Genomic DNA, 14973 nt, shown 5'->3' on the forward strand with positions numbered 1-14973 from the left:
CATTACCCCAAATTCTGCTCGAACCAACTTTCCAGAATCACGCAGGCAGAGGCCGCATCGACGCGGCCTTTGTCCAGCGCACGGAAACCACCGCTGGCAAACAGATGTGAACGGGCTTCTACGGTAGACAGGCGCTCATCGTGCAGCACGACCTTTTGCCCAAAGCGCCCTTGCAGACGATTGGCAAATTTGCGCGCACAGGCGGTGACCGGTTGCTCGGTGCCGTCCATATTCAGCGGCAGGCCGACCACCACCAGATCCGGTTTCCACTCGTTGAGCAGCTTTTGCAGTTGCTCCCAGTCTGGGATCCCATCGCGCGCTTTGAGCGAGGCGATAGGGCGCGCGGTGGCGGTAATTTCTTGCCCGATGGCGACACCGATACTTTTGGTGCCGAAATCAAAGGCCATCATGGTTCGACTCATAGATACGGGCTCACGTAGACAAAATTAAGCATGGCCAGCATGTGGTGCTATCTGGCGGATATCGATGCCCAGCTTGCGCGCGGCAGCTTGCCAGCGCTCATTGATCGGGGTGTTAAACAAAATGTCCGGATCGGCTTCCACCGTCAGCCACGCGTTGGCTTTGATCTCTTCTTCCAGCTGATCTTTTTCCCAGCCGGCATAACCCAGCGCGACCAAGACTTGCTTAGGCTGATTAGGCGTGCCGAGGGTTTCTAAAATATCGCGCGACGTGGTGATCATCACATCGGAGGTCAGCTGCAAGCTCGCGCCAAATTGATCTCTGGGGGTGTGCAGCACAAACCCGCGATCATTGGCGATCGGGCCACCAGCCAATACCGGACGGTTCAGGCGAATAGCTGGATCGCGCGGCTCTGGCGTGATCTCTATCTGCGCCAGCATCTCTTCCAGCGTCATTTCCGACGGACGAGTCAGGGTGATGCCCATAGCACCGTCAGTCGCGGTGTGTTCACAGATATACACCACCGAACGTTTAAAGAACGGATCCTGCATGCCCGGCATGGCCACGAGGAAATGGTTTTGCAAGTTCATGGTAGGTCGGAATCACCAGGTTGATAGTCACGAAAATCAGGACCGCTGCCGTAAGGCCGCGGAGCGAGGTGGACAAGTATGCCAGCCTTGTGGGGCTGTCGTCACGCCCGCTGGCGGGAGATCTGATGGCAGTATAGCGCCGGATAGGGGAAGAAAAGCATCATGCGGCAATTTTCCCCTATCCGGCCAGCCGGTTAAGCCGGCTGAGCAAGTTTAGGCGCGTTTACCTAAACGGCTTTCGATGGCATCCATCAGCATACCGGTGATCGAAACTGGGAACGCGGCTTCGATTTCGCGGATGCAGGTTGGGCTAGTGACGTTGATTTCAGTCAGCTTATCGCCAATCACATCCAGTCCGACAAAAATCAGCCCTTTTTGCTTAAGCACTGGCGCTACGGCGCGAGCAATCGCCCAATCCGATTCGCTCAGTGGACGCGCTTCACCGCGACCACCGGCGGCCAAGTTACCACGAGTTTCGCCTTTTTGCGGAATACGCGCCAAGCAGTATGGCACCGGCTCACCGTCGACCACCAAAATGCGTTTATCGCCTTCGGTAATGGCCGGAATAAAGGTCTGCGCCATACAAAAATGCTGCTGATAACCGGTCAGGGTTTCGATGATCACCGATAGGTTTGGATCGCCGGCTTTGATGCGGAAAATCGAGGTGCCACCCATGCCGTCGAGCGGCTTGAGGATGATATCGCCATGCTGCTGGTGGAACGCGCGGATACGCTCGGCGCTACGGGTTACCAGAGTGGTTGGCGTTAGATCGGAGAACCACGCGGTAAACAGCTTTTCGTTACAGTCACGCAGACTTTGCGGCTTGTTGACGATCAGAGTACCGGCTTCCTCGGCGCGCTCCAGAATGTAAGTCGCGTAGATGTATTCGGTATCAAACGGCGGGTCTTTACGCATCAGGATCACATCCAGATCGGCCAGTGGCATATGTTGCTCGCTCGCGAAGCTGAACCAGTGCTGCTTGTCATCATGCACGTTCAGCAGGCGTGTACGGGCCTTAGCTTCACCGCTATCCAGATACAGGTCTGCCATTTCCATATAGTGCAGTTCATAGCCGCGCTTTTGCGCTTCTTGCAACATGGCAAAACTGGAATCTTTCTTGATGTTGATGGATGCAATCGGATCCATCACGATACCCAACTTGATCATAAAAACTCCTTAGCCCAGATCGCCGAAGCGAACTTGTAATGCGGTGATCGCGGTCAATGCAGCGGTTTCGGTGCGTAAGACCCGTGGACCGAGCAGAATTTCAGTAAAGGCATATTGCTCAGTCATCGCAATTTCTTCTGCGGATAGACCGCCTTCCGGACCAATCAACAGGCGCACGCCTTCTGGCGGCAGTGTTGGCAGTGTATTGATGCTGTAGCGCGCGCGTGGATGCAGGTTCAGCTTCAGGCTGCCATCGTTTTCGGCGCACCAGTTTTCCAGCTTCATCGCTGGGCGGATCACTGGCACGGCGTTGCGTCCGCACTGCTCACAAGCGGCCACTGCAATTTTTTGCCACTGCTGGATTTTTTTCTCCATCCGCTCAGCATCGAGGCGAACCCCACAACGTTCTGAAATCAGCGGGGTGATTTCGGTGACGCCGAGTTCGACCGATTTTTGAATGGTGAACTCCATCTTATCGCCACGGGAAATCACTTGCCCTAAATGGATGCGCAGTGGTGATTCACGGTTGTCTTCGCTCGCTTCGGTGACGGTGGCCGTCACCTGACGTTTGCTGCTTTCAGTGATCCGCGCTCGAAAAACTTGGTTGCTGCCATCAAACAGATCCAGTTCATCGTCCGCGGTCATGCGTAATACCCGGCCCACGTGGTTGGCCGCATCGTCACTCAGGGTTACCAGCTGGCCAACAGTCAGTGGTTCAGGGTGATAAATACGAGGAATGCGCATAGGTCAGTGTCGTCATTGAAAAAGTTTTAATGCATAACATCTTACCATGCCTGAATAGTTCCTGCTGCTTTGCATCGGGTTTTCGAATAGACGGTAATTTGGCTGGTAATTAGTTAGCTAGCTAATTACAATTGTGATCAACTTCAAAGGATTTCAAGAGTAGAATTTCGGAGATTACAGTATGTCTACCCAGCACCGGCTGACTTTGGCCTATTGCGAACAGCATTTACCGGACTTGGATTTGGAGCGTATTCGCCTTTCGATCGATTTTTTTGAAGAGATCGATAAGTTGCGCTGTGGCTTGTTGCAGATAGCGGAATTATCCGGCTTGCAGGTAGGTCGTTTTTATATTTTGCGCATGTTGTTTGTCAGCCCAGAGCAGTCGTTATTACCGAGTGTTCTGGCTGAGGCTCTGGGGGTGGCGCGAGCTTCTATCAGTAAGCAGCTCGATATTCTGGAACAGCAAGGCATGGTGGCGCGCCGGATTAATCCTGAGGATCGGCGTTCGGTGTATGTACAGCTGACACCGGCAGGTGCCGAATTTATGCGCCGAGAATTGCCGTTATACCTACAGCGGGTTGACCGAGGGTTAACGGAATTTGAAACCACGCAGTTCAGTGCGGTGGTGGCACAGCTGCGTCGAGTACAACTCGGTATAGAACGAGAGTTAAGCGGAGTCAATGAGCAAGCATGAGTACGTTTTTGTCGCAAGATGTAGTGCTGTTTGATGTCTACATCCCGCGTCTGGTGGTGCTGGGGTTACTGGCGTTTATCTTCGTCTCGCTGGTGTTGCGGTTTACCGCCCGGCGTGGCTGGCTAGCCAAATTATGGCATCCACGTTTAGTGGTGTGGCTCAGCGGTTGTGGTGTATTGGCGCTGTTAAGCCTGATGTATCACTAAAAGTATAATTAACGATAAGTTTAAGAAGAATATGTCAGTCGATCCTCGTCGCCGTAAGGTACTGTTATCCCTTGGAGTTATGTTCGCCGCACTGCTGGTGATTGCTGGGGCGTTTAAATATCACCAACGCTCGCCGCAAACCCGGCATGCGGTGGTACGGGCCAATATTATTGCCCTGGCGCCACAAGTCAGCGGCGCTATTGTGGACGTGGTGGTTAGCGATAACCAGCCGGTGAAAAAAGGGCAATTGTTACTGCGCATTGATCCGCGTCCGTACCAGTTAGCGGTGGATAAAGCCACCGTGGATCTGGCCAGTGCCCAGCAACAAGTCAGCCAATTAGAAGAAGAGGTCAAAAGCGCGCAAGCCAATGTCACCGCCGCGCAAACGCGCTATGAGTATGCGGTCAAAGAGATGTCGCGGGTGCAGCGTTTATGGCAGCAAAAAACCTTATCGCAAAGCACTTATGATCAAGCGCAGCGCGATGTGAATGTGGCGCGTTCGGATGTGCAAGCGGCGCAGAGCAAGCTGGCACAAGCGCATGCGCAGCTCGGCAGTGCGGGAGCCAATAACACCTTGCTGCGCGCTGCCAGAGTGGCGCTCGAAAAAGCGCAGTTAGATCTGGATAGAACCAGTTTGTACGCGGTGGCCGATGGTTATGTGTCATCGGTAAATATCCACAGTGGTGATTTTGCCCAAGTGGGCAAGCCGGTGATCGCGCAAGTGGATGCGGAGCATATGTGGGTGGAAGGGGCATTCTCAGAAACCGATTTGGGCAATATCCGCGCCGGCATGCCGGCACAGGTTACGCTGATGGCGTACCAGAACCGAGTCTTGCGCGGCCATGTGGATAGTATTGGCCGTGCGCTTGACCCACAGGATATGGGCAGCGGTAGCAGCCTGATCCCGAACTTACCGAAAGTGTTCGACTGGGTTCGTTTGGCGCAGAATATTCCAGTGAAAATATTGCTCGATCAGCGTCCTGCCGACATGGAAATCCTGCCCGGGCTGACCGCTACCGTTAACTTGCAGGCACAGTAAGCCATGAATCGGTTACGTTTTTGGCGCTCGCTGCGCCTGACGGTGGCCATTATCCTCAGCCTGTTTATTGCCATGGGGCTGGGGATGCACAACCCGTTGTGGGCACCGACCAGCGTGTTGATGGTCGAGGCCGGTACGGTCGGCGAAGCGCAGATGCGCTGGTGGCAGCGGATTGCCGGCACCGTGCTCGGCGTGCTGTGGGGCTTTTTCCTGATCTGGCACTTTGTGCAGCGCCCAGAGCAGTTGATTGTCCTGTGTGGCCTGAGCGCATTTGTGCTGGCCTATGCCAGCTTGACCCACTTTGCTTGGCAAGATTTCTGGCGCTGGGTGCTGGTGGGGCTGCTGGTGATGCTGTGCTACGGCATTTTGAACCCAATGGGATCGTTCAGCGTAATGGTCGATCGTATCGGTTGTGTGTTTATCGGTGCGACGACCATCTATGTGCTGCATATCTTGTGGCCGCTGGAGGTGGGGCGTAGCCATCAGGAGCAGCAACAAGCGCTATTGCGCTCGTTACAGGGCTGGCTGGATGCGAGCCCCGAGGCATTGCCGGGCCACTTTTTTGGCTTGCTTGGACAGTTGCGCATGCTGCGCTTTCGCCTGTCGCGTAACTACGGTGACTACCATGTGTTGCACGATCCGCAGCGAAAAGCGATTGGCAGTCTGTACGGCGTGGAGCTGCTGGCGCGGCATCTGTATGCATGGCGCGTCAAATGCCCGCAGCCGACGCCGGCCGAGCTGGAATGGGTGCGCGCGCTGATCGCTGCCTTGAGTGAGGGCGCGGTATTACCAGTGCCGCCGTCGGCACTACGCAGTGGCTCGTTATTGTCGTTGATGCAGCAAGACGCTCAGCAGTTGCAGGCCGGACATAGCTGCTCGAAAAGCATGTTGCGCTGGCAGTGGCAAAATCGACTGTTTCAGGCCGGAACGGACTCACCGTTGCTGAGCGCACTGGTGATTGGCGGCGTGTGCGCGGCGAGCTTGCAGATTTGGCATTACACCGGCTGGCCGGGTGGCAATCTGGTGGTGCTGTTGGCCACGGTGTCGCTGTTGATGTCGCAGTATGCCGAGAAAGTTCCGACCCGCTTGTTCATGTTGCCGCTGTTCATCGGTAGCCTGGTGTTGTTTCCGATCTTCGTGTTTGTCTTGCCGCAGTTGGGCTCCGATGATGCGCTGATCATCATGCTGGTGGCGGTGTACTTGCCGTTGGCGTGGTTACTGCACGGCTCGAACCGCACCTTGGCGGTGGTCGGCTCGCTGATGTCAGTGATGATTAACTCCGGCTCGAGCAACTACATCCCCAGTGAGCTGTATGTGCAGCGCTTTTTCGTGATGTGTTGGGCGTGTTTAGGGGTGGGGCTGTTATTTCCGGTGGCGCAGCATATCTTGCTACCGGACGATACCGAGCAACGGCTGAGGAATCACTTTGCGGTGTGGCAGCGTGAATGGCGGCATTGGATGTTGCAGCCGTACCAGACCGATATGACGCGTAAGGCGGCGCAGATGGAGCGGCGCACCGATATCATTCTGGCGCTGTATGGCCGTTTGCCGAAAAACAAACAGGCCAATTGGCAGGCTAAGCTGGCGCAATTGCCGCTGCTGATGGCCACCTGTCAGCAGTGGAGCTACAGCAAACGTACCGAGTCGGTCACGGCACATCGCCAGTAAACGCATATCGCTAGGATGCTAAGCGATACGCGCAGGCTGACATCGCAGCGTTTAATGTTCGCAAGTACAAAAACGGGAGCCTAGGCTCCCGTTTTTTATCGGTGTTGTGACCAGCAATATGCACTCGTCAGTCTTTCAGACCGGCTTTCGCACAGGCTTGCTGCACATACGGATTATGGTTGCCTTGAATACCGGCGACCAGCCCATCGCGCTTACATTCCCACGCGGTCACCGGATAGGTTTTGTCCCAAGCGGTAAACAGTTGAGTTTGTTGGCGTGACAGACGCAAATCGTAATTATCCCGCATGTAGAAGTAGGTACGGGCAATGGCGCCGCGCGCGCGTGCTGGTGGCTCGGCACGTTTGCCTTTAAAGTCGACCTTCATCTCACAGTTACCATATTGGCCTTCACCGCCATTCCACTGTGAATACTGGAAGTTGCTGCGATCACCATTGACCTCACCGATGGCCGGTTGCAAGTTGTGCAGGTCAGACTCCATTTTGCGGAAACGGCCATCTTCACCACAGGCTTTGCGTCCACCTTGTTGCCAGCACTGCAACTGATGACCAAATTCCCACGCTGGTACCACGTGCTCCCACTCAATGCGGTTGGCACGGTTAGCGTTTTTACGTACTTGATAGCCAATCGCATCCAGCTCCGGCACCATTTTTTTGCCTTCAAAGCGAATGGGGGCGGCGCAGTAAAAGGTCACTGGATTTTGTTTCACGATTTTTACCCCAGCGGCTTTCGCTTGGGAAAAGTTTTGTGGCGCCGCGGCCAGGGCCGGTAGGGCTGGCACTAATAGGGTCGGTAACAGCAGCCAGATGGCGGAGCGGCGAGCAAAAGAAAAAGACATAGTGGTTGAAATCAGTGGTTCAAACATACTGATTAGTGTAATTGACCAGACCTGAAATAGAAACTTTGTGTAATGAATGCCAGAGTGCCCTTAGCTGGCATTTCCCTCTGTCTTTTCTTCGGTAGTCGTTGTTGTGGCTAGTGCGAGCGGTTTTAGCTCCTGCTGACACTGACGGCACAGATAACGGCTTTCACCGCGCAGCACCCGATTATGTCGGCGAATACTGAGTGCGTGCTGCTGACAGGCACACTGATAGGCCACCGTGCGTCCACGCACGCTGCTGACATCAAAGCGGTGAGTGCGCCGTGCCGGACGACCCAGCACCGTTTCCATCAGCCAGCTCCATTCGGCGCCGTGCGGGGCAATACGGCTACGCCGTTTGCGCCACGCGGCCGGTAACTGCGCGCTAAGTGCCGGTGAAATCGGCTGACAACAGAGCCAATAGACCAGCAAATGCGCCAATTCATGGGGGATCACTTCTTGGATAAAGGCACTGCCGTTTTCTTGCAGCAAAACCGGATTGAGGCGAATTTCACCGAGCTGCAAATGCGCGCTGCCGGCGCTCATCCCACGCTGGCGATAGCTGACTCGCGGCTCAGGAAAAGGGCTGTCAAAGTGGTCAGCGGCCATGGCCAGATAATGGCGGAGGCACTGCATGACTTCTTGTTGTAAGGTGGTAGGCAGTCGAGGGCTAGGCATAAGTCAGTTCGGTGGGTTACTTCCAATCAAGAGTGGAGGGTGAGCGAGGCATTGTGACCAAAGCCGGCTGCCAGTGCAAACCGTAACGCAGGGAGGCAAACAGGTGCTTAACGATAACAAGACGGCCAAAAGATATAAAAAAGACATAAAAAAACCGGGCTGAGCCCGGTTTTTTTGTGCAGATCACTCGCGTGGCGGCTGACTGACCGAGGTCTTATTTCAGACCGGCCGCTTCACGCAGAGCCGCGGCTTTGTCAGTGGCTTCCCACGGGAACTCTTCACGGCCAAAGTGACCGTAGGCAGCAGTCTTCTGATAGATTGGCTGGATCAGATCCAGCATCTTGATCAGACCGTAAGGACGCAGGTCGAAGAATTCACGTACCAGTGAGTTCAGCAGCTCTTGCTCAACTTTAGCGGTACCGAAGGTTTCCACCATGATAGAGGTTGGCTCTGCGACACCGATGGCGTAAGACACTTGGATCTCACAGCGATCTGCCAGACCGGCCGCCACGATGTTTTTCGCCACATAACGCGCCGCATAGGCTGCAGAGCGGTCAACTTTTGATGGGTCTTTACCCGAGAATGCACCACCACCATGACGCGCCGCACCACCGTAGGTATCTACGATGATCTTACGACCGGTCAGACCGCAGTCACCCATAGGACCACCGATAACGAAACGGCCAGTTGGGTTGATGAAGTACTTGGTCTCTTTGGACAGCCACTCGGTTGGCAGCACAGGTTTGATGATGGTTTCCATCACCGCTTCTTGCAGCTCTTTGTGACCGATAGACTCGCTGTGCTGAGTAGACAGCACCACTGCATCGATACCGACAATCTTGTGATCTTCGTACTTGAAGGTCACCTGGCTCTTCGCATCTGGACGCAGCCACGGCAGCGTGCCGTCTTTACGTACTTGTGCTTGGCGCTCCATCAGACGGTGCGCATAAGTGATTGGCGCTGGCATCAGCACGTCAGTTTCGTTGGTTGCGTAACCAAACATCAGACCTTGGTCGCCCGCACCTTGCTCCAGAGGATCTTTACGGTCAACACCTTGGTTGATATCTGGAGATTGCTTACCGATCGCGCTCAGTACCGCACAAGAGTTGGCGTCAAAGCCCATTTGTGAGCTGGTGTAACCGATGTCGCAGACGGTCTTACGCGCCAGCTCTTCGATATCGACCCAGGCGGTGGTGGTGATTTCGCCACCAACCAGCACCATACCGGTCTTCACGTAGGTTTCACAAGCCACGCGTGCTTTAGGATCTTGCTTCAGAATGGCGTCCAGTACGGCGTCGGAAATCTGGTCAGCAATTTTATCAGGATGCCCTTCAGAAACGGATTCTGAAGTGAACAGGTGTCTTGTCATGGGATGCCAAGCTCCGAAAATCAATCAAATAAAAATCTACTTTGTAGATATATCCACAAACCGATTGCTTGTGGATGTATCCACATCTGGACGGCTATTCTAATTTCCCGCACTTGCTATTGCCAGCAAATTTTTTTGCAAATCGTTTCTTGTGATTGCGGTGGCATTTTCAGCAAAATTCAGCTTTGCATTTTGTTACAATTACCGGTATAACTCGCCGCGCATCCGGACGGAGTAGCCCGGCCCGCCTAGCGTGTCCATCAGTCATGTCACTCGCCATGTCACTGATTGCATGACGGCGCAGTTGGCCTTGCTGAATCCCAGGTTGGCAAAACCCCTTTTATTTTCATTAACCAAATGCGTAAGCAAGAGGTGGTTTTTAACCCTTGGGACCTGAGATTCAGATGCATCCAAGGGGAGATGGAGAACCTGTAACATGTCTTTTTCTCTGTTTTCCGGCCACAACGGCCACATCCGTCCTTTCGCGTCCCGTGCGCGCACCGTTCATTCTCCTGTTATGTCCCGCTGTGCTCTTAGGCTGTTATCGAGGCCGATGCCCAGCGCCAGTCGTATTTGAGCTCATTGCCGCTTACTTTCTGATGTCTGACAGCCAGATATCTGAATGTTGGCGTACTGAGTTTTGCTTCGCTTACGTTTAACACCTTGTATTGATTTGCTAATAGTCTGCGCGAATAGGCCTTTCAGCCTCATCGGCTCAGTACGGTACTTGCACCGCATCACAGGCACCGGATTGGTCATCATCTGCCCTGTGAGCAGTTCGTGGTATCAGCGCTAGCGCAGCAATCATGGTGTTGAAGTAATTGACGGGGAAACTGCCCCGAACCGTCCCAGTGTTGGTTAACTTATCATCAGCCACGCTGGATGCCGTCCCACTGTCATGCCATGATCAGGAATACCGCAATGACAGATATTTTGGTTGAACGCCCGGTTGCCACCGGCAGTTATGTTGCCCCACATCAAAATGAGGAAAATACGATGCCTAGCCGTACCGCAGGTAAAGCGCTCCGTACTTATAACGTCGCTCACTGGGGCGGTGGCTATTTTGATGTGAATGAACTAGGTCACATTACGGTGTGCCCGAACCCTGAGCGTCCGGAAGCGCGCGTTGATCTGGCCGATTTGGTGCGCCAGCTGCAAAGCGAAGGTCAGCAGATGCCGACTCTGTTCTGCTTCCCGCAAATTTTGCAACACCGCCTGCGTTCGATTAACGCGGCGTTCAAACGTGCGCGCAAAGATTTCGGTTATGAAAACAATTACATGCTGGTGTACCCAATTAAAGTTAACCAGCATCGTCGCGTGATTGAATCACTGGTGCATGCCGGTGAGCCGTTGGGGCTGGAAGCCGGCTCGAAAGCCGAATTGATGGCCGTGCTGGGGCATGCCGGTCTGACTCGTAGCCTGATTGTGTGTAATGGCTATAAAGATCGTGAATACGTGCGTACTGCGCTGATTGGCGAAAAGCTGGGTCACAAAGTCTATCTGGTGATTGAGAAGCTGTCGGAAATCCAGTTGGTGTTGGAAGAAGCGCGTAAGCTGAATGTCACCCCACGTCTGGGCGTGCGTGCGCGTCTGGCGTCGCAAGGCTCGGGTAAATGGCAGTCCTCCGGTGGTGAGAAGTCCAAGTTTGGTTTATCCGCAGAGCAAGTGCTGACATTGGTCGAGATGTTGCGCAGTGCCGGCAGCCTTGAGAGCTTGCAGTTGCTGCACTTCCACCTTGGCTCTCAGCTCGGCAACATCCGCGATGTGGCCACCGGAGTGCGTGAGAGTGCGCGTTTTTATGTTGAGCTGCACAAGCTGGGCGTTAACATCCAGTGCTTCGATGTCGGCGGTGGTCTGGGCGTGGATTACGAGGGCACCCGTACCCAATCCGATTGCTCGGTCAACTACGGCCTGAACGAATATGCCAGCACCGTGGTGTGGGGCATCGGTGAGGCCTGCCGTCAGAACAATTTGCCGCATCCTTTGATCATCACTGAGTCAGGCCGTGCGACTACCGCGCACCATGCGGTGCTGGTGTCTAACGTGATTGGCATTGAGCGTCATGACCCGAGCGAGCCATTGCCGCCGGCGGCCGATGCGCCGCGCGTGCTGCATAGCATGTGGGAAACCTGGCAGGAGCTGTGCCAGTCGCGCGATAAGCGCTCTTTGCGCGCGTGGCTGCACGAAAGCCAGTTTGACCTGTCTGACGTGCACACCCAGTATTCTGTCGGCGTCCTTAATCTGGCGCAGCGTGCCTATGCCGAGCAGTTGCATCTGGCGCTGTGCATCAAGATTAACGAGCTGTTGAGCCCGAATAACCGTGCGCACCGTCCGGTGATTGATGAGCTGCAAGAGCGTTTGGCCGACAAGCTGTACGTCAACTTCTCACTGTTCCAATCGATGCCTGATGCGTGGGGGATTGACCAACTGTTCCCTGTGCTGCCTTTGGAGCACCTGAACGAAGCGCCAACTCGCCGCGCCGTGCTGCTGGATATCACCTGTGACTCCGATGGCGCCATCGATCAATACATTGATGGCGATGGGGTGGAAACCACCATGCCGATGCCAGAGTACGATCCAGAAAATCCTCCGCTGCTGGGCTTTTTCATGGTTGGCGCGTATCAGGAAATCTTGGGCAACATGCACAACCTGTTTGGTGATACCGCCAGCATGGATGTGCAGGTTTTCGACAACGGTGACGTGGAAGTGTATGCCTCCAGCGACGGTGACACCGTGGCTGGCATGCTGGAATACGTGCGTCTGGAGCCGGAAACCTTACTGACCCGTTACCGCGAACAAGTGGCGGCGTCTGGCTTGCCAGAAGAGGAGCAAGCAGCCTACTTGACGGAATTGGAAGCAGGTCTTTACGGTTATACATATTTAGAAGAAATTTAATGCTGGATGGCAGGCTTGCCTGCCATTAGAATCCACGGTTGCCAGCCGCGATGGGATCGTGGCGCACTGTTCTTTTTAAGTTGAGGTATTTATGAGCACCCTGGGTAATAAACCAGATATGTCTCTGGTTTCCAACGCGTTCGGTTTCCTGCGTCTGCCATTGAACTTTATGCCATATGACAGCGATGCCGATTGGGTGATTACTGGTGTTCCATTTGATATGGCAACCTCTGGCCGTGCGGGTGCCCGCCACGGTGCAGGTGCAATGCGTCAAGTTTCCACCAATCTGGCGTGGGAACATAACCGCTTCCCATGGAACTTCGATTTCCGTGACCGTCTGAAAGTGGTTGACTGTGGTGACGTGGTATTCAACTTCGGTGATGCCCGTGACATGAGCGAAACCCTGCAGGCGCACACTGAGAAACTGCTGGCCGCGGGTAAGCGTTGCCTGACTTTCGGTGGTGACCACTTCGTCACTCTGCCACTGCTGCGCGCTCACGCGAAGCATTTCGGTAAAATGGCGCTGATCCACTTCGATGCGCACACTGATACCTATGCTTGGGGTGCAGAGTTCGACCACGGCACTATGTTCTACACAGCGCCGAAAGAAGGTCTGATCGACCCAACTAAATCCGTACAGATCGGTATCCGTACCGAGTATGACCGTGACAACGGCTTCACCGTACTGGATGCGCCACAAGTGAATGATCGCACTGTGGAAGATGTTGTGGCTCAGATCAAATCCATCGTGGGCGATATGCCGGTATACCTGACTTTCGATATCGACTGTCTGGATCCAGCACACGCACCAGGCACTGGTACTCCAGTTATCGGTGGTATCACTTCTGACCGCGCTCTGAAGATTGTTCGTGGCCTGCAAGGTCTGAACATCGTGGGTATGGACGTAGTAGAAGTTTCCCCAGCGTACGACCACGCTGAGATGACTTCTCTGGCTGCTGCTACTCTGGCGCTGGAAATGCTGTACGTTCAAGCGGCGAACAAAGGCGAGTAATCACGCTTTTGCGAGACTGAAAAAAGCCCCGTCTAGACGGGGCTTTTTGTTTGAGGTGGGATGTCTTGCGCCACACTGTAGCGCTGTAGCGCAATAAGCCACTAGCGCTGCGCGGTTAGTTTCTCCAGATCGGCCTCAATTTCCGCAATCTTATTGGCCACCACTTTTTCTAGGTGGCGCAAATCACCCAGAATTTTTTGCTTCAATTCCGCTTCACTCAAGGTCCGCCCTGCGCTGGTTAAGCTCGTGCTGCTATTACCGGTGACATGCTCTAATTCATCGAGCAAAAAACGCAGATTCGGATTAATTTCACTGACCGCTTGATAGTGCGCTGGCTGGCCATCGACCGGTAGGGTTTTATGCGGACGTGGATATTTGAATTTGACGCTTTTGGCAAAAAACTCGCCTTTTTCTTTCTGAAAATAGATTTTCAGAATATCGAAGTCAGCTTCCTGCCGCAGGCTGTAACGGTCAATCTCGTGCGGATGGGTAATTCCAAGCTTTTTCAGATTCTCGTACATAAAACGCACCGTTTTGTTTTTTATCAGTCATCCATACCAAACAGCATGCGTCAGTAGCACTTTTTTTGCTGTGATCCTGTTAAGGAAAATGAATGCTGAAAAAAGGTAATCACGATGTTATCAACGCCGCTTTGACGTGATAGTGAGCGGGTGGGGGACTAGGATGCGGACGACAAAAAAGAAAAACCCGGACCAGCCGGGTTTAGAAAAAGATGACGCGAGCGTAGGCAAGATTTAGTCGATGCTGCGCAGCAGCTCGTTGATACCCACTTTACTGCGGGTTTTGGCGTCGACTTTCTTCACGATCACCGCGCAGTACAGGCTGTACTTGCCACACTTCGAAGGCAGGCTGCCAGAAACCACGACCGAGCCGGCTGGAACGCGGCCATAATGGATTTCACCGGTTTCGCGGTCATAAATGCGGGTGCTCTGGCCGATAAATACGCCCATGGAGATCACCGAGCCTTCTTCCACTATCACGCCTTCCACCACTTCAGAGCGCGCGCCGATAAAGCAGTTATCTTCGATGATGGTCGGATTGGCTTGCAACGGCTCCAGTACGCCACCGATGCCGACACCGCCGGACAGGTGTACGTTCTTACCGATTTGCGCACATGAGCCAACGGTGGCCCAGGTATCCACCATGGTGCCTTCATCCACAAATGCACCGATGTTGACGTAAGATGGCATCAGCACGGTATTGCGTGCAATGTGCGCGCCTTTACGTACGGTGGCCGAAGGCACCACACGCATGCCTTCTTGCTCGAAGCGTGCCTGATCGTATTCGGCAAATTTCAGTGGCGCTTTGTCAAAATAGCGGGTTTCGGCGCCATCAATGACTTGGTTTTCGTTGATGCGAAACGAGAGCAGAACCGCTTTTTTCAGCCATTGGTGGGTAACCCACTCACCGTCAATCTTCTCGGCCACGCGCAGTTTGCCGTGATCCAGCAGGTCAATCACCTGAGCGACCGCAGTGCGCAGCTCGGCAGTGGCATTGGCCGGCGTGATCTGGGCGCGATCTTCAAAGGCCTGTTCAATAATGGTCTGCAAATGATTCATGCTTCATCCTGTCTGAGTTGAGTCCGTAAACACA

At 54.1% G+C, this 14973-nt stretch carries 15 protein-coding genes; 6 read left to right on the forward strand and 9 right to left on the reverse strand.

The annotated features are described in order from the left end of the window. Positions 1 to 2: 2 nt before the first annotated feature. From ruvX to rsmE, 4 genes are all read right to left on the reverse strand, one after another. Positions 3 to 422 (reverse strand): Holliday junction resolvase RuvX, encoded by a 420-nt coding sequence (gene ruvX, locus LQ901_RS01475; RefSeq protein ID WP_010864551.1) that lies wholly within the window; start codon positions 420 to 422, stop codon positions 3 to 5. A gap of 24 nt (positions 423 to 446) precedes the next feature. Then, entirely contained in the window at positions 447 to 1010 is a 564-nt protein-coding gene (locus LQ901_RS01480) for a YqgE/AlgH family protein (protein ID WP_152135716.1), read from the reverse strand. A gap of 213 nt (positions 1011 to 1223) precedes the next feature. Then, positions 1224 to 2177 carry a glutathione synthase gene (gshB, locus tag LQ901_RS01485; protein WP_084976508.1) on the reverse strand — a complete coding sequence of 318 codons (954 nt, stop codon included), beginning with the start codon at positions 2175 to 2177 and terminating at the stop codon, positions 1224 to 1226. Positions 2178 to 2186: 9 nt separating this feature from the next. Continuing rightward, positions 2187 to 2921: a 16S rRNA (uracil(1498)-N(3))-methyltransferase gene (gene rsmE / locus LQ901_RS01490; protein WP_010864547.1), complete on the reverse strand. Its 735-nt coding sequence runs from the start codon at positions 2919 to 2921 to the stop codon at positions 2187 to 2189. A gap of 181 nt (positions 2922 to 3102) precedes the next feature. On the opposite strand from rsmE, the gene LQ901_RS01495 reads away from it, so the two are divergent. Genes LQ901_RS01495 through LQ901_RS01510 form a run of 4 tightly spaced genes read left to right on the forward strand, consistent with a single transcriptional unit; the run spans position 3103 to position 6528 of the window. Further along, positions 3103 to 3615: a MarR family winged helix-turn-helix transcriptional regulator gene (locus tag LQ901_RS01495; protein ID WP_010864546.1), complete on the forward strand. Its 513-nt coding sequence runs from the start codon at positions 3103 to 3105 to the stop codon at positions 3613 to 3615. Next, a complete protein-coding gene (locus LQ901_RS01500; RefSeq protein ID WP_152136893.1) occupies positions 3612 to 3821 on the forward strand; it encodes a DUF1656 domain-containing protein in 210 nt (69 codons plus the stop codon). The genes LQ901_RS01495 and LQ901_RS01500 overlap by 4 nt, the downstream gene beginning before the upstream one ends. Positions 3822 to 3852: 31 nt before the next feature. After that, the gene (locus LQ901_RS01505; protein WP_152136894.1) at positions 3853 to 4860 is read left to right on the forward strand and encodes an HlyD family secretion protein; all 1008 of its coding nucleotides are present in this window, start codon (positions 3853 to 3855) and stop codon (positions 4858 to 4860) included. A 3-nt stretch (positions 4861 to 4863) separates the two neighbouring features. Further along, positions 4864 to 6528 (forward strand): FUSC family protein, encoded by a 1665-nt coding sequence (locus LQ901_RS01510; protein WP_152136895.1) that lies wholly within the window; start codon positions 4864 to 4866, stop codon positions 6526 to 6528. A 127-nt stretch (positions 6529 to 6655) separates the two neighbouring features. Here the strand turns inward: LQ901_RS01510 and endA are convergent, their stop codons facing one another. The 3 genes from endA to metK form a co-directional block, all read right to left on the reverse strand. Further along, the gene (gene endA / locus LQ901_RS01515; RefSeq protein ID WP_152136896.1) at positions 6656 to 7384 is read right to left on the reverse strand and encodes a deoxyribonuclease I; all 729 of its coding nucleotides are present in this window, start codon (positions 7382 to 7384) and stop codon (positions 6656 to 6658) included. A gap of 90 nt (positions 7385 to 7474) precedes the next feature. Further along, positions 7475 to 8083 (reverse strand): SprT family zinc-dependent metalloprotease, encoded by a 609-nt coding sequence (locus LQ901_RS01520; RefSeq protein ID WP_233671926.1) that lies wholly within the window; start codon positions 8081 to 8083, stop codon positions 7475 to 7477. A gap of 214 nt (positions 8084 to 8297) precedes the next feature. Then, positions 8298 to 9452, reverse strand: coding sequence for a methionine adenosyltransferase (gene metK / locus LQ901_RS01525; protein WP_010864540.1), 1155 nt, complete (start codon positions 9450 to 9452; stop codon positions 8298 to 8300). Positions 9453 to 10448: 996 nt separating this feature from the next. Here metK and speA point away from each other — a divergent pair. Together speA and speB are read left to right on the forward strand one after the other, a co-directional pair. Then, the gene (speA, locus tag LQ901_RS01530) at positions 10449 to 12347 is read left to right on the forward strand and encodes a biosynthetic arginine decarboxylase (RefSeq protein WP_010864539.1); all 1899 of its coding nucleotides are present in this window, start codon (positions 10449 to 10451) and stop codon (positions 12345 to 12347) included. A 91-nt stretch (positions 12348 to 12438) separates the two neighbouring features. Further along, complete coding sequence (speB, locus tag LQ901_RS01535) at positions 12439 to 13359, forward strand: agmatinase (RefSeq protein WP_010864538.1); 921 nt, start codon at positions 12439 to 12441, stop codon at positions 13357 to 13359. A gap of 101 nt (positions 13360 to 13460) precedes the next feature. Here the strand turns inward: speB and LQ901_RS01540 are convergent, their stop codons facing one another. After that, complete coding sequence (locus LQ901_RS01540; RefSeq protein WP_039045872.1) at positions 13461 to 13880, reverse strand: DUF3461 family protein; 420 nt, start codon at positions 13878 to 13880, stop codon at positions 13461 to 13463. Positions 13881 to 14114: 234 nt separating this feature from the next. Beyond that, a complete protein-coding gene (gene dapD / locus LQ901_RS01545; protein WP_010864536.1) occupies positions 14115 to 14939 on the reverse strand; it encodes a 2,3,4,5-tetrahydropyridine-2,6-dicarboxylate N-succinyltransferase in 825 nt (274 codons plus the stop codon). Positions 14940 to 14973: the final 34 nt, after the last annotated feature.

The organism is Plesiomonas sp. PI-19, from assembly GCF_021368255.1.
GTDB classification, from domain to species: Bacteria; Pseudomonadota; Gammaproteobacteria; order Enterobacterales; family CAMTGL01; genus Plesiomonas; species Plesiomonas shigelloides.